18 protein-coding genes are annotated in these 20502 nt (G+C 60.5%); 9 read left to right on the top strand and 9 right to left on the bottom strand.

Annotated features, from left to right (window positions below):
* The first annotated feature begins 45 nt into the window (after window positions 1-45).
* The 4 genes from thrC (at window position 46) to KVQ82_RS24740 (ending at window position 3906) form a co-directional block, all read left to right on the top strand.
* Window positions 46-1455 carry a threonine synthase gene (gene thrC / locus KVQ82_RS24755; RefSeq protein ID WP_027610971.1) on the top strand — a complete coding sequence of 470 codons (1410 nt, stop codon included), beginning with the start codon at window positions 46-48 and terminating at the stop codon, window positions 1453-1455.
* A 119-nt stretch (window positions 1456-1574) separates the two neighbouring features.
* A complete protein-coding gene (locus KVQ82_RS24750) occupies window positions 1575-2927 on the top strand; it encodes a transporter substrate-binding domain-containing protein (protein WP_222016355.1) in 1353 nt (450 codons plus the stop codon).
* 127 nt (window positions 2928-3054) lie between these two features.
* Entirely contained in the window at window positions 3055-3462 is a 408-nt protein-coding gene (locus KVQ82_RS24745; protein ID WP_222016352.1) for a response regulator, read from the top strand.
* 162 nt (window positions 3463-3624) lie between these two features.
* A complete protein-coding gene (locus KVQ82_RS24740; protein WP_041063178.1) occupies window positions 3625-3906 on the top strand; it encodes a DUF3509 domain-containing protein in 282 nt (93 codons plus the stop codon).
* Window positions 3907-4082: 176 nt separating this feature from the next.
* On the opposite strand, the gene KVQ82_RS24735 is transcribed toward KVQ82_RS24740, so the two are convergent.
* Window positions 4083-5063, bottom strand: coding sequence for a TIGR02285 family protein (locus KVQ82_RS24735; RefSeq protein ID WP_222016351.1), 981 nt, complete (start codon window positions 5061-5063; stop codon window positions 4083-4085).
* Window positions 4990-6189: a CaiB/BaiF CoA-transferase family protein gene (locus KVQ82_RS24730; RefSeq protein ID WP_222016350.1), complete on the bottom strand. Its 1200-nt coding sequence runs from the start codon at window positions 6187-6189 to the stop codon at window positions 4990-4992. Before KVQ82_RS24730 ends, KVQ82_RS24735 begins: the two co-directional genes overlap by 74 nt.
* A gap of 146 nt (window positions 6190-6335) precedes the next feature.
* On the opposite strand from KVQ82_RS24730, the gene KVQ82_RS24725 reads away from it, so the two are divergent.
* The 4 genes from KVQ82_RS24725 (at window position 6336) to KVQ82_RS24710 (ending at window position 10626) form a co-directional block, all read left to right on the top strand.
* Entirely contained in the window at window positions 6336-6878 is a 543-nt protein-coding gene (locus KVQ82_RS24725; protein ID WP_041063193.1) for a YaeQ family protein, read from the top strand.
* A gap of 55 nt (window positions 6879-6933) precedes the next feature.
* Window positions 6934-8643, top strand: coding sequence for a single-stranded-DNA-specific exonuclease RecJ (gene recJ, locus KVQ82_RS24720; RefSeq protein ID WP_222016349.1), 1710 nt, complete (start codon window positions 6934-6936; stop codon window positions 8641-8643).
* Window positions 8644-8896: 253 nt separating this feature from the next.
* Window positions 8897-10003 (top strand): NADH:flavin oxidoreductase/NADH oxidase, encoded by a 1107-nt coding sequence (locus tag KVQ82_RS24715; protein WP_095138300.1) that lies wholly within the window; start codon window positions 8897-8899, stop codon window positions 10001-10003.
* 89 nt (window positions 10004-10092) lie between these two features.
* Window positions 10093-10626 (top strand): GNAT family N-acetyltransferase, encoded by a 534-nt coding sequence (locus KVQ82_RS24710; protein ID WP_222016348.1) that lies wholly within the window; start codon window positions 10093-10095, stop codon window positions 10624-10626.
* Window positions 10627-10778: 152 nt separating this feature from the next.
* Here the strand turns inward: KVQ82_RS24710 and KVQ82_RS24705 are convergent, their stop codons facing one another.
* Complete coding sequence (locus KVQ82_RS24705) at window positions 10779-12407, bottom strand: glucan biosynthesis protein D (RefSeq protein WP_108181791.1); 1629 nt, start codon at window positions 12405-12407, stop codon at window positions 10779-10781.
* A 393-nt stretch (window positions 12408-12800) separates the two neighbouring features.
* On the opposite strand from KVQ82_RS24705, the gene KVQ82_RS24700 reads away from it, so the two are divergent.
* Window positions 12801-12986, top strand: a complete 186-nt coding sequence (locus KVQ82_RS24700) for a hypothetical protein (protein ID WP_041063212.1) — start codon at window positions 12801-12803, stop codon at window positions 12984-12986.
* 106 nt (window positions 12987-13092) lie between these two features.
* Here the strand turns inward: KVQ82_RS24700 and KVQ82_RS24695 are convergent, their stop codons facing one another.
* The 6 genes from KVQ82_RS24695 to ydcS all read right to left on the bottom strand — a co-directional run bounded on the left by KVQ82_RS24695 (window position 13093) and on the right by ydcS (window position 20461).
* Window positions 13093-14577: an APC family permease gene (locus KVQ82_RS24695; protein WP_222016346.1), complete on the bottom strand. Its 1485-nt coding sequence runs from the start codon at window positions 14575-14577 to the stop codon at window positions 13093-13095.
* Window positions 14578-14802: 225 nt separating this feature from the next.
* Entirely contained in the window at window positions 14803-16227 is a 1425-nt protein-coding gene (locus KVQ82_RS24690; RefSeq protein WP_108181793.1) for a gamma-aminobutyraldehyde dehydrogenase, read from the bottom strand.
* A 162-nt stretch (window positions 16228-16389) separates the two neighbouring features.
* The gene (locus tag KVQ82_RS24685; protein ID WP_007967757.1) at window positions 16390-17199 is read right to left on the bottom strand and encodes an ABC transporter permease; all 810 of its coding nucleotides are present in this window, start codon (window positions 17197-17199) and stop codon (window positions 16390-16392) included.
* Window positions 17189-18124, bottom strand: a complete 936-nt coding sequence (locus KVQ82_RS24680) for an ABC transporter permease (protein ID WP_222016344.1) — start codon at window positions 18122-18124, stop codon at window positions 17189-17191. Before KVQ82_RS24680 ends, KVQ82_RS24685 begins: the two co-directional genes overlap by 11 nt.
* Before the next feature lies 1 nt (window position 18125).
* A complete protein-coding gene (locus tag KVQ82_RS24675) occupies window positions 18126-19163 on the bottom strand; it encodes an ABC transporter ATP-binding protein (protein ID WP_108181794.1) in 1038 nt (345 codons plus the stop codon).
* A 146-nt stretch (window positions 19164-19309) separates the two neighbouring features.
* Complete coding sequence (ydcS, locus tag KVQ82_RS24670) at window positions 19310-20461, bottom strand: putative ABC transporter substrate-binding protein YdcS (protein ID WP_095667415.1); 1152 nt, start codon at window positions 20459-20461, stop codon at window positions 19310-19312.
* Window positions 20462-20502: the final 41 nt, after the last annotated feature.

The raw sequence follows: 20502 nt of genomic DNA, 5'->3' as shown, positions 1-20502 counted from the left end.
CGTGCGCGGGTCCGGCATTGCGAACACTCTGCATTGGAGTCAGTCATGCGTTACATCAGTACCCGCGGCCAGGCACCGGCCCTGAATTTCGAAGACGTCCTGCTGGCCGGTCTCGCGACCGACGGCGGTTTGTACGTCCCGGAAAACCTGCCACGTTTCACCCAGGAAGAAATCGCTTCCTGGGCCGGCCTGCCGTATCACGAGCTAGCCTTCCGGGTCATGCGCCCGTTTGTCACCGGCAGCATTCCTGACGCGGATTTCAAAAAGATCCTCGAAGAAACCTACGGCGTGTTCTCGCACAGCGCCGTGGCGCCGCTGCGTCAGCTCAACGGCAACGAATGGGTGCTGGAGCTGTTCCACGGCCCGACCCTGGCGTTCAAGGACTTTGCCCTGCAACTGCTCGGTCGTCTGCTCGATTACGTGCTGGAAAAGCGCGGCGAGCGCGTGGTGATCGTCGGCGCCACCTCCGGTGATACCGGTTCGGCCGCCATCGAAGGCTGCAAGCACTGCGAAAACGTCGACATCTTCATCCTGCACCCGCACAACCGCGTGTCCGAAGTGCAGCGTCGGCAGATGACCACCATTGTCGGCGAGAACATCCACAACATCGCCATCGAAGGCAACTTCGATGACTGCCAGGAAATGGTCAAGAACAGCTTCGCCGACCAGAGCTTCCTCAAGGGCACGCGCCTGGTAGCGGTGAACTCGATCAACTGGGCGCGGATCATGGCCCAGATCGTCTACTACTTCCACGCAGCCCTGCAGCTGGGCGGCCCGGCGCGTTCGGTGGCGTTCTCGGTGCCGACCGGCAACTTCGGCGACATCTTCGCCGGTTACCTGGCGCGTAACATGGGCCTGCCGATCAACCAGTTGATCGTCGCCACCAATCGCAACGACATCCTGCACCGCTTCATGAGCGGCAATCAGTACGTCAAGGAAACCCTGCACGCCACGCTGTCGCCGTCGATGGACATCATGGTCTCGTCGAACTTCGAACGCCTGCTGTTCGACCTGCACGGTCGCAACGGCGCGGCCATCGCCGGGCTGATGGATTCGTTCAAGCAGGGTGGTGGCTTCAGCGTCGAGCAAGAGCGCTGGACCGAAGCCCGCAAACTGTTCGACTCGCTGGCCGTGGATGACGCGCAAACCTGCGAAACCATCGCCGAAGTCTACGCGCAATGCGGCGAAGTGCTGGACCCGCACACCGCCATCGGCGTCAAGGCCGCCCGCGAATGCCGTCGCAGCCTGGACATCCCGATGGTGATTCTGGGCACTGCACATCCGGTGAAATTCCCGGATGCCGTGGAGAAAGCCGGTGTAGGAAAAGCTCTCGAACTGCCTGCACATCTTTCTGATTTGTTTGAGCGAAACGAGCGTTGCACCGTTCTGCCGAACGAACTGAAAGCCGTACAGGCCTTTGTCAGCCAGCATGGCAACCGCGGCAAGCCGTTGTAAGCCGAAAAAGCTGTCACATTTTGAAGCCCGTCTCCTGACGGGCTTTTTTGTTTCTGCTGCCACACTGCTCGGGTTTTCGCCCATGAAGGACGGGTGAGTCGATCACGAAGGAAGTGGCAATGCTGTTTGAAAGAGGATGGAAACACACCCTGAAGCAGGTTCTGCTGTTGTGCCTGTTGTACGGCTGGCGCGTGAGCGCGGCGGCGCATCTGGCGCATGAGGAAGACAAGTTGAACATCGGCACCGTGGTGCTGGATGAGGAAGAGCGGCAATGGATTCGCGATAATCCGACGGTGATCGTGGCGGCGGAGCAGTACCCGTTGTACCTGTTTCTGGACGAGCACGGTCATTGGAGCGGCCTCAACAGCGATGTGCTCAAGCGCATCAGCGCCATGACCGGCTTGCAGTTCATCTACCGGGAATCCTTTTCCACCGCGCAAATGCTCGAGCGCCTGGAAACCGGTGCTGCGGACATCAGCACAACCCTGGCGATGAATGATGAACGCCGATTGAGCCTGGATTTCAGTCATGCCTTTGGCGGTGCCGGCTGGGTATTTGTCGGCCGCGCCGGCGAGCCGCAGGTGCAGTCACTGGAGCAGTTGGCCAAACGGGTGCTGGTATTGCCGGGTCGGCATGCGCTGGAGGGGGTGATCCGGCGCGATTATCCGTCCATCGAGTTACGTTCGGTGAAAACCTATGCCGAGGCGCGGGCGCTGGTCGAAAGCGGTGAGGCCTATGCCACCATCGAAAATGAAATCGGTGCGCAACTCTATCCCTCCGGCCTGCTGAAGGTCGGCGAATTGCTGGAGGGGAAATGGGAGGCCGATCTTCTGGCCGTGCGCAAGGGTCAGCCGCAATTGCTGAGCATCCTGAACAAGGCGCTTGAAGCGTTCCCGGCTTCCGAACTCCGGGCCATTCGCCTGAACTGGCTGGGCGGCATCGGGCCGAAACCTGCCGCCGCCGGTTGGCAGCACTGGCTCCGCTCGAGCTGCTGGGGGGTGGTTTTGGTGGGGGGCTTTTGCGTGATGTCGCTGTTATGGAATCGGCGAATGGCGGCCGTGATCAAGCGGCATCGAGACGTGCAAAGCGAGCTCGACGATCAGTTGGTCTTCCAGCGTGCATTGATTGATGCCATGCCTGATCCGGTGTTCGTCCGTGACCTGGAAGGGCGCCTGATCCTGTGCAACAAGAGTTACGAAGAGGCGTTGTCGCTCCGCTTTGAGCAGGTGCAGGGATGCCGTTTGATCGAGGTCGATGCGCTACCGCGAGCGACCGCCGCAACGCTGCATGATGAGTTCATGATTCAGTTGAGAACGCGCAGGACCCGCTTCAGCAAGCGCCGTTTGCAGTTCAACGATGGCAATCGGGAAATCTATCAGTGGACCGTGCCGTTCTACAGCGCCAAAGGGGAGTTGCGCGGCCTGCTCGGGGGCTGGACAGATATCACCCAGCGTGAGGCTGAGGCGGGATAAGGTCCGCACTGATATTGGGAAATTTCCTATGTCACGCGCCTCTTTTTCCGATGGGGGACTGAAGGAGGCTCGCCTAAAGTGGGCGACCACTGCGGCGAGTCCGCGATTGCCGTTTCCGAGGTCGCCCATGCGCTCGCTCAAAGTCCTGATTCTCGAACCTGACCCTTATCGAATGATGGCGTTGCACCAGATGCTCAACGCGTTCGGTATCTATGACGTACTCACGGCGTCATCGCTGGCCTCGGCACGCTGCTCGCTGGAACGTCGTACCCGGGTCGACATCGCGATCTGCGATCCGCAGCTGAAAGGCGGGGAAGGCCTGGCGCTGATCCGGCATCTGGTGGCCGAGCGGGAGGCCAGTGCTGTCATTCTGTTGGGGCGAGTAGCACCAGGGCTGCTGAGCGATCTCGAAAGCCTGCTGCAAACACAGGCGCTGATGCTGCTGGGGCGCCTGCAAACGCCGGTTTCGGCAGTGCTGATGCGCGGGCTGCTGGACCGCTACCTGCAAACGGCAGCCCAGCCGGCCGGTGCCTGAACCGACGGTTATGTTTCTGTCATCTTCACCGTGCATGCTCTGACAGACCGCTAACTGCTTCGACAGCAGCGCGGCATTCAGAACTTTCTTCTCGGGCCAGTGGTCACTTAATGTGAACACGCCCCAGGCACAATGTTTTCGGACTATTGAGTGGAGATCGAGATGGAAAGTATCAGTCTATTGCTCGGTGAGGCTCTGAGCCCGTATCAGGTGACGTTGACTCCGTGTGGCGCCCATGGCGAATGCCTGGTGACGCTGAAGAACAGCAACGGCGCCCTCGTGGTGGAGCGCGAATTCAATCAGGCGCAGTTGACCGACAAACGCCTGCTGACCGATGTGGTCGACGGTTTGCACCGCGACGTCCTGATCGCCGAAGGGCGGCTGGAGCCCTGTGTCATCGCGGCTTTGCGCAATGCGGCGCTGGATAAGCGTGCGGCACTGTAAAGATGAAATATTTTTTGTGGGAACCTTCCTGCATTCCCGTCAGTCAGACCCCGTAACAGCAGGATCAAGCATTGTGCTCCGGTGCTTGTCGCTTGCTGCTACGGGTCTTTATGTAGACCGCGTTTAACCCCGAGTCGTCTCCCCACTTCTCGGGGTTTCTTTTTGCCCGCAGGTTTTTATTGCGCGGCCTGTTGTTCGAAAAAGATCCGTGCCTGTTGCAGGTAATCCGTGCGCATTTCGGGGTCCAGCCAGTCGGCATACGACTGGTTCAGTTGCTCATGGGGCAGGGTACGCAGCAGTTGGTTGATCTCACTGATCGCCTGACGGCCCTGAGGCGTATCGGAACACCCGACATAGCCGGACAGATATTTGCCGGTGCCTCGAATCGGATAGAACACCAGTTGGTCTTCGGCGATTTGCGCCTGATGCGCCTGATAGCGGATCTCCGGCCAGTAACCCAACACCACTTGCAGCCGCCCCAGGCGCTGCATCGATAGCAGGCTGCTCAGGGCGTCGTTGCCATAATGCGGCGTCAGCGCACCGTCCGGGGCCTGCTTGAGCAGCGTGTCGAGATACTCGCCGTAACTGCGTTCTGCGACGACGCCGACCTTGATTTCGCCGTTGGCCAGAAATGCCGTCAGATCGACTTCACCGTCGATCAGGTACGGCGCCAGCACATTGCGATCCTTCTGACGCACCACCAGACCATTACTGACAGCGCGAAACGCCGGAATAGAGAAGGCGATCCATTGCGTGCGCTCCTTGCTCCAGATCAGCGACGGATCGCAAGTGAAGGTCGGCTCGTGCAGCATCTGCATGCCCCGGGCGCGATTGACCCGCATCAGCGTGTGTTCGTATTGCGGCATGCCGGCGATCAGCATCGGCATCAGTTGATCGATCACGCCTTGACCCTTTTTCGGGCCTTCGAAGATGGTCAGGGGCGGCAAGTCGCGCAGCAACCAGATCAGCGTGGGTTTCGCTTGCGCCCAGGCGGGCAGGGCCAGCAGAAACAGCAGGCCGAACAGCCGCCACGTCCACCAGTGGTGGGCGCGGTTGGCGGCCGATGTCTGGCGATGTTTCAGCTTAAATGGCTCCGTCTGTGCGCAACCGGGCGATCTGCTGTTCGTCGTAGCCAAGATCGTGCAGCACCTGCGCATTGTGTTCACCGAGCTGTGGCCCGACCCATTCGGAAGTGCCCGGCGTCTCGGAGAGTTTCGGCACGATGCCTGGCATCTTGAAAGGCTTGCCGTCCGGCAGTTTCGCCGGCAGGAACATTTCCCGGGCGAGGTACTGCGGGTCGCTGAACATGTCTTCGGCACTGAAGATCCGGCTGGCCGGCACTTCCGCCTGGTTGAGCAGGTCGAGCACGCTTTGCAGCGGCAGCGAATTGACCCAACGGTCGATCACCCCATACAACTCGTCACGGCGATTGTCGCGCCCGTCGTTGCTCGCCAGCGTCGGGTCGTTGGCCAGATCCTCGCGGCCGATGATCAGCATGAAACGTTTGAAGATCGCGTCGCCATTGGCGCCGATCTGCACATGCTTGCCGTCGGCACTGGTGTGGATCGATGACGGCGTGATGCCCGGCATGATGTTGCCGGTGCGCTCGCGGATGAAACCGAACACGTCGAACTCCGGCACCATGCTTTCCATCATGGCGAAAATCGCCTCGTACAACGCGACATCAACGACCTGGCCGAGACCGCCGTTGACCTCGCGGTGACGCAGGGCCATCAGCGCACCGATCACGCCCCATAACGCGGCAATCGAATCACCGATGGAAATCCCGGTGCGCACCGGTGGCCGATCCTCGAAACCGGTGATGTAGCGCAAGCCGCCCATGGACTCGCCGACCGCGCCGAAGCCCGGTTGATCCTTCATCGGCCCGCTCTGGCCGAAGCCCGACAGGCGCACCATCACCAGTTTCGGATTCAGGGCATGCAGGGTTTCCCAGCTCAGCCCGAGTTTTTCCAGGACACCGGGGCGAAAGTTCTCGATCAGGATGTCGGCTTCGCCCAGCAGTTTTTTCAGGATCGCCAGACCCTCGGGGTGCTTGAGGTTCAGCGTCAGCGACTTCTTGTTGCGCGCCTGAACGAACCACCACAACGAAGTGCCTTCATACAATTTGCGCCATTTGCGCAGCGGATCGCCGCCGTCGGGCGATTCGACCTTGATCACTTCGGCGCCGAACTCGCCGCAAATGCGTGAGGCGAATGGCCCGGCAATCAACGTACCCAATTCAATGACTTTCACACCGCTGAGCGGTTTGTTGGCGAACGGCATACTGAATCCTGTAGGACAAGGCTGAGCAGATACAGCGTTTTAACATAGCCGGCTGTCAGACGCCGCAGCTTGATCGCCATCAATTCGATGATTGCCTACCGCATCGGTTAGACTTGCCGACTTTCCTCGTATCAAGAAGCCCGTTCATGGCCCAGCCGTCTACCACTTACAAATTCGAACTGAACCTCACTGACCTTGACCGTGGTGTCTACGAGAGCGTCAAGCAGACCATCGCCCGTCACCCTTCGGAAACCGAAGAGCGCATGACCGTGCGGCTGCTGGCCTACGCCCTTTGGTACAACGAACTGCTGTCGTTTGGCCGTGGTCTGTCGGATGTGGATGAACCTGCGCTGTGGGAAAAAAGCCTGGACGACCGTGTTCTGCACTGGATTGAAGTCGGCCAGCCGGATGCCGATCGCCTGACCTGGTGCTCGCGTCGCACCGAACGCACCAGCCTGCTGGCCTATGGCAGCCTGCGCGTATGGGAAGGCAAAGTGGTGCCGGTGGCGAAGAACCTGAAAAACGTCAACATCGCCGCCGTGCCGCAAGAGGTGCTGGAAACTCTGGCCAAGGACATGCCGCGTGTCATCAAGTGGGACGTAATGATCAGCGAAGGCACGATCTTCGTCACCGACGACCGTGGTCAGCACGAAGTCCAGCTGGAATGGCTGGCAGGCGAGCGCGGCTGATCCCGCGTCGCCTGCTGATTAATCCCACGTATTCAAGAGAAGTTTCCGTTACCCCATGCGTATTGATCCTCGACCGTTGCCTGCCACGCTGCCGTTTCTCGGTGATCTGCCACCTTTGCTGACCCGTTTGTACGCGGCGCGTGGCGTTCAATCCGAGGCCGAGCTGGATAAAAGTCTGGCGCGGCTGATTCCGTTCCAGCAGCTCAAGGGCATCGAGGCGGCGGTGGATCTGCTGGTGACGGCGCTGGAGCAGCGTCAGCGGATTCTGATCGTCGGTGACTTCGACGCCGATGGCGCGACGGCCAGTACGGTCGGCGTGCTTGGCTTGCGTCTGCTGGGCGCGGCGCATGTCGATTATCTGGTGCCGAATCGCTTCGAATACGGCTATGGCCTGACCCCGGAAATCGTCGAGGTTGCCCTGACCCGCGAGCCGCAGTTGCTGATCACCGTCGACAACGGCATCTCCAGCGTCGAAGGTGTGGCGGCGGCGAAAAAGGCCGGGCTCAAGGTGTTGATCACCGACCACCACTTGCCCGGCGATGAACTGCCGCTGGCCGATGCGTTGGTCAACCCAAACCAGCCCGGCTGCGAGTTTCCGAGCAAGGCGCTGGCCGGGGTCGGGGTGATTTTCTACGTGTTGATGGCCTTGCGCGCGCGCCTGCGCAGCCTCGGCTGGTACGAGAGCAAGCCGCAGCCGAACATCGGTGAACTGCTGGATCTGGTGGCGCTGGGCAGCGTTGCCGACGTGGTGCCGCTGGACGCCAACAACCGGATTCTGGTGCATCAGGGCCTCGAGCGGATTCGCGCCGGGCGTGCCCGTCCGGGGATCAAGGCGATTCTTGAAGTGGCCAAGCGTGACGCCGCGCGGATTACCTCCACCGACCTGGGTTTCATCGTCGGCCCGCGCCTGAACGCGGCGGGGCGCCTGGACGACATGAGCCTCGGGATCGAATGCCTGCTCACTGCCGACGCCAATCTGGCGCGGGAAATGGCCGCGCAACTGGACGGCATGAATCAGGACCGCAAATCCATCGAGCAGGGCATGCAGCGCGAGGCGCTGGCCCAGCTCAAGGATTTGCCGGTGGAATCAATGCCGTTCGGCCTGTGCCTGTTCGATCCCGAGTGGCATCAGGGCGTGATCGGCATTCTCGCCTCGCGGATGAAAGAGCGTTATTTCCGCCCGACCATTGCCTTCGCCAATGCTGGCGACGGGCTGCTCAAGGGCTCTGGACGTTCGGTGCAAGGCTTCCACATTCGTGACGCGCTGAGCGTGGTGGCCGCGCAGCATCCGAACCTGATTGCCAAATACGGTGGTCACGCGATGGCGGCGGGCCTGACCTTGCCGCAGGAGAATTTTGCGCTGTTCGCCGAGGCTTTCGATGCCGAAGTGCGTCGGCAACTCCGCGAAGAAGACCTGACCGGGCGGATGCTCTCGGACGGTACGTTGGCGGTCGAGGAGTTCCATCTGGAACTGGCTCGCGCATTGCGCCATGCCGGGCCTTGGGGCCAGCATTTCCCGGAGCCGCTGTTCCATGGTGTGTTCCAGTTGGTCGAGCAGCGCGTGGTCGGCGAGCGCCATCTGAAAGTAGTGCTGAAAAGCGAGTGCGGGTCGGTGAAGCTGGATGGCATCGCGTTCGGCATTGACCGCGATGTGTGGCCGAACCCGACTATTCAGTGGGTCGAGCTGGCTTATAAGCTCGACGTTAACGAGTTTCGGGGCAACGAGTCGGTGCAATTGATGATTGCCCACATCGAACCACGCTGACCCCATTCGCGAGCAGGCACGGTGTTGTCTTTGTGGGAGCGAGCCTGCTCGCGAAAGCACCCTTTCACACACTGAATCACTCTGAACCCTCCCTCATCCCCGGTTGTCGACTAGGCTCTAAGCACTGCTTGATTGGCCTTGTGACGTCTTGTCGAATTTTTTGCCCGCGGGGGCGGGTGCTGCGCCTTTTTTGTCACTCGTCGACTTTTCAAACAGAACCCTGGAGCCTGCCCACTGATTTGAGAGGTGCCCCATGAGTCTGCTGCTCGAACCCTTTACCCTTCGCCAACTGACCCTGCCCAACCGCATCGCCGTGTCACCGATGTGCCAGTACTCCAGCGTCGACGGTCTGGCCAACGACTGGCATCTGGTGCACCTGGGCAGCCGCGCGGTGGGCGGTGCCGGACTGATTTTCACCGAGGCCACGGCGGTCACCGCCGACGGGCGGATCACCGCCGAAGACCTCGGTCTGTGGAACGACGAACAGATCGAACCGCTGCAACGCATCACCCGTTTCATCACGGCACAGGGCGCGGTTGCTGGCATTCAACTGGCCCACGCCGGGCGCAAGGCCAGCACCCATCGGCCATGGATCGGCAAACACGGTAGCGTCAAACCGGAGGATGGCGGCTGGATCCCGGTCGGGCCGTCGCCGATTGCCTTCGACCCGCAGCACACGCAACCCAAGCAGCTGGATGAAGGGCAAATCGCCGAAGTCATCCAGGCCTTCGTTGCTGCGGCCAAACGTGCGTTGACCGCAGGTTTCAGCGTGGTCGAGGTGCATGCCGCCCATGGTTATCTGCTGCATCAGTTTCTGTCGCCATTGAGCAATCAGCGCCGCGATCAATACGGTGGTTCGTTCGAAAACCGTATTCGGCTGGTGTTGCAAGTCACCGAGGCCGTGCGCGAGGTCTGGCCACAAGAGTTGCCGGTGTTTGTCCGGGTGTCGGCCACCGACTGGGTCGAAGACGGCTGGAACCCGGATGAAACCGTGGAACTGGCGCGCCGCCTCAAGGCACTGGGAGCGGACCTGATCGACGTCTCTTCCGGTGGTACCGCCGCCAACGCCGAGATTCCTGTGGGGCCGGGTTATCAGACGCGCTTCGCCGAACGGGTGCGCAAGGAGTCAGGCATCGCCACCGGCACCGTCGGCATGATCACCGAGCCGGCGCAGGCCGAGCACATTCTGCGCACCTGTCAGGCCGACATCATCTTCCTCGCCCGCGAGCTGCTGCGTGACCCGTACTGGCCGCTGCATGCCGACGATGATCTGGGTGGGCGCAAAGCGGTATGGCCTGCGCAGTATCAGCGCGCGACCCATCGTGATCAGCCGATCCATGAGTCTGACCTGCGCGATTGATTTCAAAACCGCGTAACGTCTATAAAACCCGCCATTGGAACGGCGGGTTTTTTCTTGTCCGCCGTTCTGGAATTTCAGGGAAGACAGCCATGTTGATCGAACGAGAACTGAGCGAACACGACTTGCCGTTGCTGGCGCAGATCGACCGCAGTGAGCGGGTTGAGGCGAACTATCGTCTGGAAAACGGTGAGCTGATTCTGTACCCGGTGCATGTCGACATGCGTGGTTGGCCCGAAGGGGAGGCCGAAGAAAACGCGTGGGTGCTGGAAAGGTGTTTGCGGCGCGGAGGTTGGCTGTATGGCGCTTTCGACGGGCAGGCGCTGGTCGCGGCGGTGGTTGTGGATAACCGGGTTATCCACAATCAGGGGCTGAGCATGAGGCAATTGACGTTTCTGCACATCAGCCGCGACTACCGCGGGCAGGGACTGGGGGCGAAGCTGTTTGCGCTGGCCTGTGAGCAGGGGCGGCGGTTGGGTGCCGAGGCGTTGTATGTCTCAGCCACTGAGTCGCGCAATACCGTGGAGTTTTATCAGCGTCAGGGTTGCCGGTTGGTTGATCAGGCAGATCCTGAGCTGTTTGCCCTGGAACCCTGCGATATCCATTTGCACTGTCCTCTCGGCTGACAACATTCCCTGTAGGAGCTGCCGAAGGCTGCGATCTTTTGACTTTCACGGGGCATGAACAAGATCAAAAGATCGCAGCCTTCGGCAGCTCCTACAGGGATTCGTTTTGCTCAAAAAACCAATGTAGAGGCCCATGCAGGCGCCTCACATCATCAAGGATACTTGCGCTTGTCCGGCGCCGGCGGGAAGTACTGGTACAACCAGGTCTCGCTCAACGTGCGGTCATTGGTGCGGATGAACAGCCGCAGTTCCACCGGATCGACACTGTCGCTGGTCGGGTACCAGTCGAACAGGATCCGGTAACCCTTGATGTCATCCAGTACCAGCACGCTGAAGTCCTGGACCTTGCCATTGGAGCAAGTGACCACCGGTTCGATCCCGGTGCCCTGTGGCAGGCGATCGAGGCCGCCACCGGTGAAGTCCACGGCAAAACGACGGGCCCAGACCGGCGGGTAATGCTCGCCCGGTGCCCAGCCTTCGACGAAGCCCCCCATGCCCGAGCGGGTCGCATGCACCCGCGCCAGCGGTGTGCCAACTGGCGGCAGAGCGCTCCAGTAGAGCTTGTAGCCGTAATTCAGCGAGTCGCCGGCGGCCACCGGCTTCTTCGGGGTCCAGAACGCGACGATGTTATCGAGGGTTTCGCCGGTGGTCGGAATTTCCAGCAGATCGATCGAGCCTTCGCCCCACGCGGTTGTAGGCTCGACCCACAGGCTCGGGCGCTTGCTGTACCAGTCGACAGTGTCCTGATAGTTGGCGAATTCGTGGTCAGTCTGTACCAGACCGAAGCCTTTCGGATCGGTGTCGGCGAACGCGTTGAACTGCAGGGTTGCCGGGTTGTTCAGCGGGCGGCAGATCCACTCACCGTTGCCACGCCACATCGCCAGGCGATCCGAGTCGTGGATTTGCGGGTGGATGGTGTCGCACATGCGGCGTTCGTGGGTGCCGCAGCTGAACATGCTGGTCATCGGCGCGATGCCCAGTTGTTCGATGGCGGTACGCGCGTTGATGTGGGCGTCGATCTCCATCACCACGCGCTCGGCCTGGCAATCGATGTCGAAGCGATAGGCGCCAGTCGCACTCGGCGAGTCGAGCAGGGCATAGACCACAAAACGCGTGGCGTTCTGCTCCGGAGTCTCGAACCAGAACTTGGTGAAGTCAGGGAACTCTTCGCGCTTTTTCGCGTAGGTGTCGACGGCCAGGCCACGGGCCGAGAGGCCATATTGGCCAGTGGCATCCACCGCACGGAAGTAGCTGGCGCCGAGGAACGACACCACGTCGTGACGATCCAGCTCCGGCGCCTTGAACAGCTTGAAGCCGGCAAAGCCCAGGTCGCCCTTGAGCTGCTGGGTATCGACCGAGGTGTTCTCGTAATTGAATAGTGTCGGGCGGAAATGCACTTCGCGCGCGGTGCGAGTCTTCGGATCGACGCTGTACATGCGCACTGGCTGGCGGAAACCCATGCCGACGTGGAAGAACTGCACGTCCAGCTGACCCTTGTTTTCCTTCCACAGCGAATGTTCGCCGTCGTAGCGGATCGCGTTGAAATTCTGCGGGGTCATGGTCGCCAGGGTCGGCGGCAGCACCTGTTTAGTGTCCTGATAGGCCGAACCGGCCAGTTGCTTGGCCTGACGCTTGAGCGCTTCGAAATCGAAGGCCTGCGCTTCGCCATCAGCGGCGCCACCATTGGCGGCCCAGGCACGGGCGGCCAGCAGGCCGGAAGCCGAGAGACCGGTGTAAGCCGCAATGGCCATCGACGCTTTGAGCAAATTCCTGCGGTGCATAAATACAACCTGTCGTGAGCAATCCCGCGCCGTTCCTGGCACGTGCTGGATCAGAAATTACGGTTCGGACAAGCCTTCGGCCAAACGCAACGGACTATAAACAGATGCCGGCTAGCTTAAACGGTTCGCTCGCCGAGCAAAATTCGTTGATACACGATGACAGCGTGTCAATGAAACAAGACATGTCGGTTAAACGTCCTACGGCAATTACTGATTTACAGGGCATATCTGCTTTTTTCGACTAATTACTCTAAAAACCGCTTTTCAGCGCCGATTAAATTTCTATTCTATGGGCATGGCCGGTGCGACCGGCAGGGCACAGGCGCTGCTGTAAGGGGCAGGGCGATGTGGTGATCAAGCAATTCTTCGACGTATCAGAGAAGGACATCGTCCATGGCAAAAATACAAGGCATCGCCGAAATGCTCGGCATCTTTCCCTGCCTGAGCAGCGGACGCAGAAGGCGTCGATTGAGTTCTGAAGAGCTGAAGCTGGTGGAGCGTTATCGCGAGTTGTCGGAGAGTGACCGGATTGCGATGCGGTATCTGGTGGATGCGATGCGCAGTGTTTCGCGGTTTTGAGTGTGTCTAGCCCTGAAACAGGCTTACACCTGTTTCAGGGCTAGACAATTGATGACGGCGCTTCGAGGAGGCCCCGGAATCAAAATTCGATTCCGGGAAACTCGTCTTAGCGACTCACCTTCCACGCATCCCCAGCCGGCGCCTTCCCATGGTCATACGGCTTGCCAATCCACATATAAATCAACCCCAGTCCAATCACAATCACCGTGCTCAGCACCATCGCGTAGTTGATGTACCACGCCGCATCCGGCGTACGTGGCCAGGCCATGTTGATGATCGCGCCGACGCCATACACCAGCGCGCCGATGTTCACCGGCCAGCCCCACGCGCCGAGGGTGAATTTGCCGCTGGGTTTCCAGCCTTTCATCCGCGCGTACAAAGCGGCCAGCACGATCATCTGGAACGCGAGGTAGATGCCGATGGCGGCGAAGCTGACGATGGTGGCCACGGCGTCCTGCAGGAAGAAACCGAGGGCGATGATCAGGGCGGGCAGGACGCCGGACACGAACAGTGCGGCAACCGGTACTTGGGTTGTAGGAGAAATCTTTTTCAGCAGTCGGCTGCCGATCACCATTTCATCGCGAGCGTAGGAGTACAGCAGACGGCTGGCTGCTGCCTGCAAGCTGATGACGCAGGAGATGAAGGAAATCATCACCACGCCCATCACTACTTTCGAGCCGATCGGGCCGAAGGCGTTGTTGAGGATGGTGGTGACCGGGTCCTTGTCGGTGCCGTTGATCACCGCTTGCATGTCCGGCACGGCGAGGATCAACGCCAGGCAGGCGAACATCGCCGCGATGCCGCCGATGTAGATGGTCATGCGCATGGCCACCGGGATTTTTGCGCTCGGGTTCGGGGTTTCCTCGGCCACGTCGCCGCAGGCTTCGAAACCGTAGTAAAGGAACATCCCCGCCAGCGAGGCGGTAAGGAATGCCGGCAGGTACGAGCCGTCAACGCTGATGTCGAAGGTGTTGAACAGCACGCTCAGTGGCTGATGACGTTCGAAGACCAGCAGGTAGACGCCGACGATCACCGCGCCGACCAGCTCGCAGAGGAAGCCGAACATGGCGATCCGCGCCAGCACTTGGGTGCCGCTCAGATTGACCAGCGTGGCGAACAGTGTCAGCACCAGCGCGATGACGATATTGGTGTTGTTGCTCGGCTCAAACCCGAGCATCGCCGCCAGATACGGGCCGGCACCGACGGCCACCGCCGCGATGGTCACGCACAGGGCGATGGAGTAGATCCAGCCGACCATCCACGCCCATTTCTTGCCGACCAGGCGTCGCGCCCATGGATAAACGCCGCCGGAAATCGGGAACTGCGAGACCACTTCGCCGAAGATCAGGCACACCAGCAATTGGCCGCAACCGACCAGCAAGTAAGCCCAGAACATCGGTGGTCCGCCGGCGGCGAGGCACAGGCCGAACAGGGTATAAACCCCTACGACCGGTGACAGATAAGTGAAGCCCAAGGCGAAGTTTTCCCACAGGCTCATGCTGCGGTTGAAGTTCGAGGTGTAGCCCAGTTTGCGCAGTTGTTCGGCATCGCTGTCGGCAACGGCGGCCGAGAGTTCGGGTGAGGCACTCATGTGTTTTGCTCCGGGAAATCGGCAGATTTCGGATGGCCGAAACCGTGGCGGGGCTTTGTGGGCGCCGCCCGGGTCGGTAGTTATTGTTTTGGTTTCGGTGAAGCCTGGTGGTGAATCGCCGACATCATCCGTGTGTCGCGGAAAAAGATCGCAGCCTGCGGCAGCTCCTACAGGGGCACGGCGTCCATCCTGTAGGAGCTGCCGCAGGCTGCGATCTTTTTGCTGTTAATGCTTGAACATCACATGCCGAACCGTGGTGTAGTCCTCCAGCCCATACATGGACATGTCCTTGCCGTAGCCGGACAGTTTCTGACCGCCGTGGGGCATTTCGCTGACGAGCATGAAGTGGGTATTCACCCAGGTGCAGCCGTATTGCAACCGAGCAGACAAACGATGAGCGCGTCCTACATCCGCCGTCCATACAGAGGAAGCGAGGCCGTAGTCCGAATCGTTGGCCCATTCCAGCGCTTGGGCTTCATCGGTGAACTTGGTCACCGACACCACCGGCCCGAACACTTCGCGGCGCACGATTTCGTCATCCTGCTGTGCATCCGCCAGCACCGTCGGTTCGAAGAAGAAGCCGTTGCCTTCCACAGCCTTGCCGCCGGTGATCAAGCGAATGTGTGGCTGCGCCACGGCACGTTCGACAAAACCAGCGACGCGGTCGCGATGTTGCGCAGTGATCAACGGCCCAAGCTCAGTCGACGGATCTTCCTGCAAGCCATACTTGATGCTGCTGACCGCCGCGCCAAGCTTCTCGACGAATTTTTCGTAAATGCCCTGCTGCGCATAGATCCGGCACGCGGCGGTGCAGTCCTGCCCGGCATTGTAGAAACCAAAGGTGCGAATACCTTCCACCGCAGCATCGATATCGGCGTCATCGAAGATGATCACCGGCGCCTTGCCGCCCAGTTCCATGTGCATGCGTTTGACGCTGTCGGCGGTGCTGGAAATGATGTTCGAGCCAGTGGCGATGGAGCCAGTCAGCGAGACCATGCGCACTTTCGGATGCGTGACCAACGGGCTGCCGACGGCAGGACCGCGACCGAATACCAGATTGAGTACACCGGCCGGGAAGATGTCCGACGCCAGTTCGGCCAGACGCAACGCGGTCAGCGGGGTTTGTTCCGACGGCTTGAGCACCACGGTATTACCGGCAGCGAGGGCCGGGGCGATTTTCCAGGCGACCATCATCAGCGGGTAGTTCCACGGCGCAATCGAGGCGATCACGCCCACCGGGTCGCGGCGGATCATTGAGGTGTGGCCGGGCAGGTATTCACCACCGGCCGAACCGCTCATGCAACGGCTGGCGCCGGCGAAGAAACGGAACACGTCGGCAATCGCCGGAATCTCGTCATTCAGCGCGGCGCTGTAGGGCTTGCCGCAGTTGTCGGATTCGAGTTTAGCCAGTTCCTCGCCATGGGCTTCGATGGCATCGGCGAGTTTGAGCAGCAGCAGCGAACGGTCTTTCGGCGTGGTTTGCGACCACTCGGCGAACGCGTTATCGGCGGCGCGCACCGCGGCATCGACTTGGGCCTCGGAGGCTTCATTGATTTCCACCAGTACGCTGCCGAGCGCCGGGTTGAGCACCGGTTGCGCCGGGCCTTCGCCGTTGACCAGGTGGCCGTTGATCAAGAGTCTGGTTTGCATGTCTGTTGTCCTCACTAACACTTTTATTGTTCTGTCGAAACCGAACCATGTAGGAGCTGCCGAAGGCTGCGATCTTTTGATCTTGATCTTGATTTTCAAAGCAACAAGATCGCAGCCTTCGGCAGCTCCTACAGGGATTCGGTTTGTTCAGTGGTTATTCAATTATTTGCCACCGCTACCGGCGACACTCTCGCCACCCCGGGTCAGGTAATACGCGCCTAGGATCGGCAGCATGGTCACCATCATCACCAGCATCGCGACGACGTTGGTCACCGGCACATCCCGAGGACGGCTGAGCTGGTTGAGCAGCCACAGCGGCAACGTGCGCTCATGCCCGGCGGTAAACGTGGTGACGATGATTTCATCGAACGACAGTGCAAACGCGAGCATGCCGCCGGCCAGCAGCGCCGAGCCAAGGTTCGGCAGGATGATGTAGCGAAAGGTCTGCCAGCCGTCGGCACCGAGGTCCATCGAGGCCTCGATCAGACTGTGCGAAGTGCGGCGCAGGCGGGCGATGACGTTGTTGTAGACGATCACCACGCAGAACGTCGCGTGACCAACGATGATGGTGAACATCCCCGGCTCGATCCCCAGCGTCTTGAACGTCGCCAGCAGCGCGATCCCGGTGATGATCCCCGGCAACGCAATCGGCAGAATCAGCATCAGCGAAATACCCTGCTTGCCGAAGAAGTCCCGGCGATACAGCGCGGCTGAAGCCAATGTGCCGAGCACCATCGCAATCAGCGTGGCGATGGCGGCAATCTGCAGCGAGAGCTTGATCGCCTCCAGCACATCCGGCCGCGAAAACGCCACACTGAACCAGTGCAGTGTGAAGCCCTTCGGCGGAAAGCTGAACGCGGCTTCCTCGGTGTTGAAGGCGTAAAGAAAGATGATCAGGATCGGGAAGTGCAGAAACACCAACCCGCCCCAGGCTGCGATGCGCAAACCCAATGAAGCCTTTTCAGAGTGCATCGAAGGCCCCCAGACGTTTAACGATGGACAGGTAAACCGCGATCAACACAATCGGCACCAGCGTGAACGCCGCCGCCATCGGCATGTTGCCGATCGCGCCTTGCTGCGCATACACCATGCTGCCAACGAAGTAGCCCGGCGGGCCGACCAGTTGCGGCACGATGAAGTCGCCCAGGGTCAGTGAAAAAGTGAAGATCGAGCCGGCAGCAATACCCGGCACCGACAGCGGCAGAATCACCTGCATGAAGGTCTGGCGCGGCTTGGCCCCGAGGTCGGCGGAGGCCTGCAGCAGCGACGGCGGCAGACGCTCCAGCGAGGCCTGAATCGGCAGGATCATGAACGGCAACCAGATATAGACAAAGACCATGAAGCGCCCCAGATGCGAGGTCGACAAGGTGCTGCCGCCGACGCCGGGAATCCCCAGAACGAACTGCAGGACCGGCTCCAGCCCCAGATGCTGCACGAACCACTGCGCCACACCGCCCTTGGCCAGCAGCAACGTCCACGCATAGGCCTTGACGATGTAACTGGCCCACATCGGCAGCATCACCGCGATGTAGAAAAACGCCTTGGTCTTGCCCGTGGTGTAGCGCGCCATGTAATAGGCAATCGGGAACGCGACGATGGCGCTGGCGATCGACACCACGATGGCCATGCTCAGCGTGCGCAGGATGATGTCGAAGTTCGACGGCTGGAACAGCGCGGCAAAATTCGCCAGGGTCAGGTCAGGGGTGACCGCCATGGTGAAGTCGTCGAAGGTGTAGAAACCCTGCCACAACAGCACCAGCAGCGAGCCGAGGTAGATCGCGCCAAACCACAGCAACGGTGGTACCAGCAGCAGCGACAGATACAGATTCGGCTTGCGGTAGAGCAGGTTGGAAAACCGCCGCAAGGGCGGTGCTTGAGTTATTGCGAGCGTGCTCATCTCACACCCCGCTCGAGACAGTGTCGTGCAGTGGGATCATCGCTTCCCGCGCCCAGCGTGCGTGCAGGCGCTGGCCGGTCTGGTGCTGCGCGCTGCTGTCGATCCACTGATTGTTGGCGTGGCTGATGCTCAGGGTCTGGCCGTTTTCCAGGGTCAGTTCATAGCGCGTGGCGCTGCCCTGATACTGGATGTCATGCAGCACGCCGCTGACTTCGATTTCATGGCTGGCGAGCGGCCCTTCGGCGAAACGCACGTGCTCGGGGCGAATCGAAAACGGCTGCGGATGGCCGCTGAGCTGGCGCGCCAGATCGCCGCGAATCACGTTGGAAGTGCCGACGAATTCGGCGACGAAGGTGGTGGTCGGTTTCATGTACAGATTGCGCGGGGTGTCGACCTGTTCGATGCGGCCCTTGTTGAACACCGCCACGCGGTCGGACATCGACAGCGCTTCGGTCTGGTCATGGGTCACGAAGATGAAGGTAATGCCGAGCTGGCGTTGCAGCTTCTTCAGTTCGCTCTGCATCTGCTCGCGCAATTTCAGGTCGAGGGCGCCGAGCGGTTCATCGAGCAGCAGCACCCGTGGGCGATTGACCAAGGCGCGGGCGAGGGCGACACGCTGGCGCTGACCGCCGGACAACTGCACCGGTTTGCGTGCGCCATAACCACCGAGCGCGACCATGTCCAACGCCTCTTCGGCGCGCTTGTGGCGCTCGGTTTTACTCACGCCTTTGACCTTCAAGCCGTAGGCGACGTTGTCCAGCACGTTCATGTGCGGGAACAGCGCGTAGTCCTGAAACACCGTGTTTACATCACGTTGATACGGCGGCAGACCGGCCGCTTCAGCGCCGTGGATGCGGATCGAGCCGGCGCTCGGTTGTTCGAACCCGGCGATCAGGCGCAGGCAGGTGGTTTTGCCCGAGCCGGATGGGCCGAGCATGGAAAAGAACTCGCCGTCCTGGATATCGATGGAAACCCGGTCAACGGCCTTCACCTCGCCAAACTGCCGGGAAACGTTGGTGAACTGGACTGCAAGCGTCATGGTGCGGTGCTCCGGTAAAGCAGGCTTTCAAAAAGTGATCAGGTGTTGCGTCGAAAAGATCGCAGCCTGCGGCAGCTCCTACAGGAAAGCGGTGTCCATTGATGTAGGAGCTGCCGCAGGCTGCGATCTTTTGATCTTGAAAGGGCTTACCTGCCGCCCATGATCGCGATGTAATCCTGAGTCCAGCGACTGTACGGCACGAATTTGCCACCTTCAGCCTGCGGGGTTTTCCAGAAGGCGATCTTGTCGAACTGGTCAAAACCATTGGTCTTGCAACCCTCGGCGCCGAGCAATTCGCTCTCCTTGCACGCCGCCGGCACGGCTGGCAACGAACCAAACCACGCCGCCACGTCACCCTGGACTTTCGGCTGTAGCGACCAGTCCATCCACTTGTAAGCGCAATTAGGGTGCTTGGCTTCGGCGTGCAGCATGGTGGTGTCGGCCCAACCGGTGGCGCCTTCTTTCGGGATGGTCGAGGCAATCGGCTGTTTCTCATTGATCAGGCCGTTGACCTGATACGGCCAGGCACTCGACGCCACCACGCCTTCGTTCTTGAAGTCGCTCATCTGTACCGTGGTGTCGTGCCAGTAGCGGTGGATCAAAGGCTGCTGCGCACGCAACAGATCGAGCACCGCTTTGTACTGTGCTTCGGTCAATTGATACGGATCCTTGATCCCCAGTTCAGGCTTGGCGGTTTTCAGGTACAGCGCCGCATCGGCGATGTAGATCGGCCCGTCATAGGCCTGCACGCGACCCTTGTTCGGCTTGCCGTCGGGGAAGTTCTGCGCGTCGAACAGCACATTCCAGCTGGTCGGCGGCGTCTTGAACACGTTGGTGTTGTACATCAGCACGTTCGGGCCCCACTGATACGGGGTGCCGTAGGTCTGCTTGTTGACCACGTACCACGGCGCATCTTTCAGGCGTGGATCGAGGGTGTTCCAGTTCGGGATCAACGCGGTGTTGATCGGCTGCACGCGCTTGCCGACGATCAGGCGCAACGAGGCATCGCCCGAAGCGGTGACCAGATCGTAACCACCCTTGGCCATCAGGCTGACCATCTCGTCGGAGGTGGCGGCAGTCTTCACATTGACCTTGCAGCCGGTTTCTTTTTCGAAACCGGTGACCCAGTCGTAAGCCTTGTCACTCTCGCCACGTTCGATGTAACCGGGCCAGGCCACGATATCCAGCTGACCCTCGCCGGCGCCGACGGCCTTCAGCGGCTCGGCGGCTTGCAGGCTGGCGCTGGCCAGCAGGGCCGTGGTGATTGCACTGAGCAGTGCGGTCTTGTGCACGAACATGGTTGAACCCTCTTCTTTAAATTATGGTCGGGGCAGTTGTG

The organism is Pseudomonas sp. AO-1 (assembly GCF_019775695.1).
GTDB lineage: Bacteria > Pseudomonadota > Gammaproteobacteria > Pseudomonadales > Pseudomonadaceae > Aquipseudomonas > Aquipseudomonas parakoreensis.
This window is presented reverse-complemented; position numbering and strand designations above follow the sequence as displayed.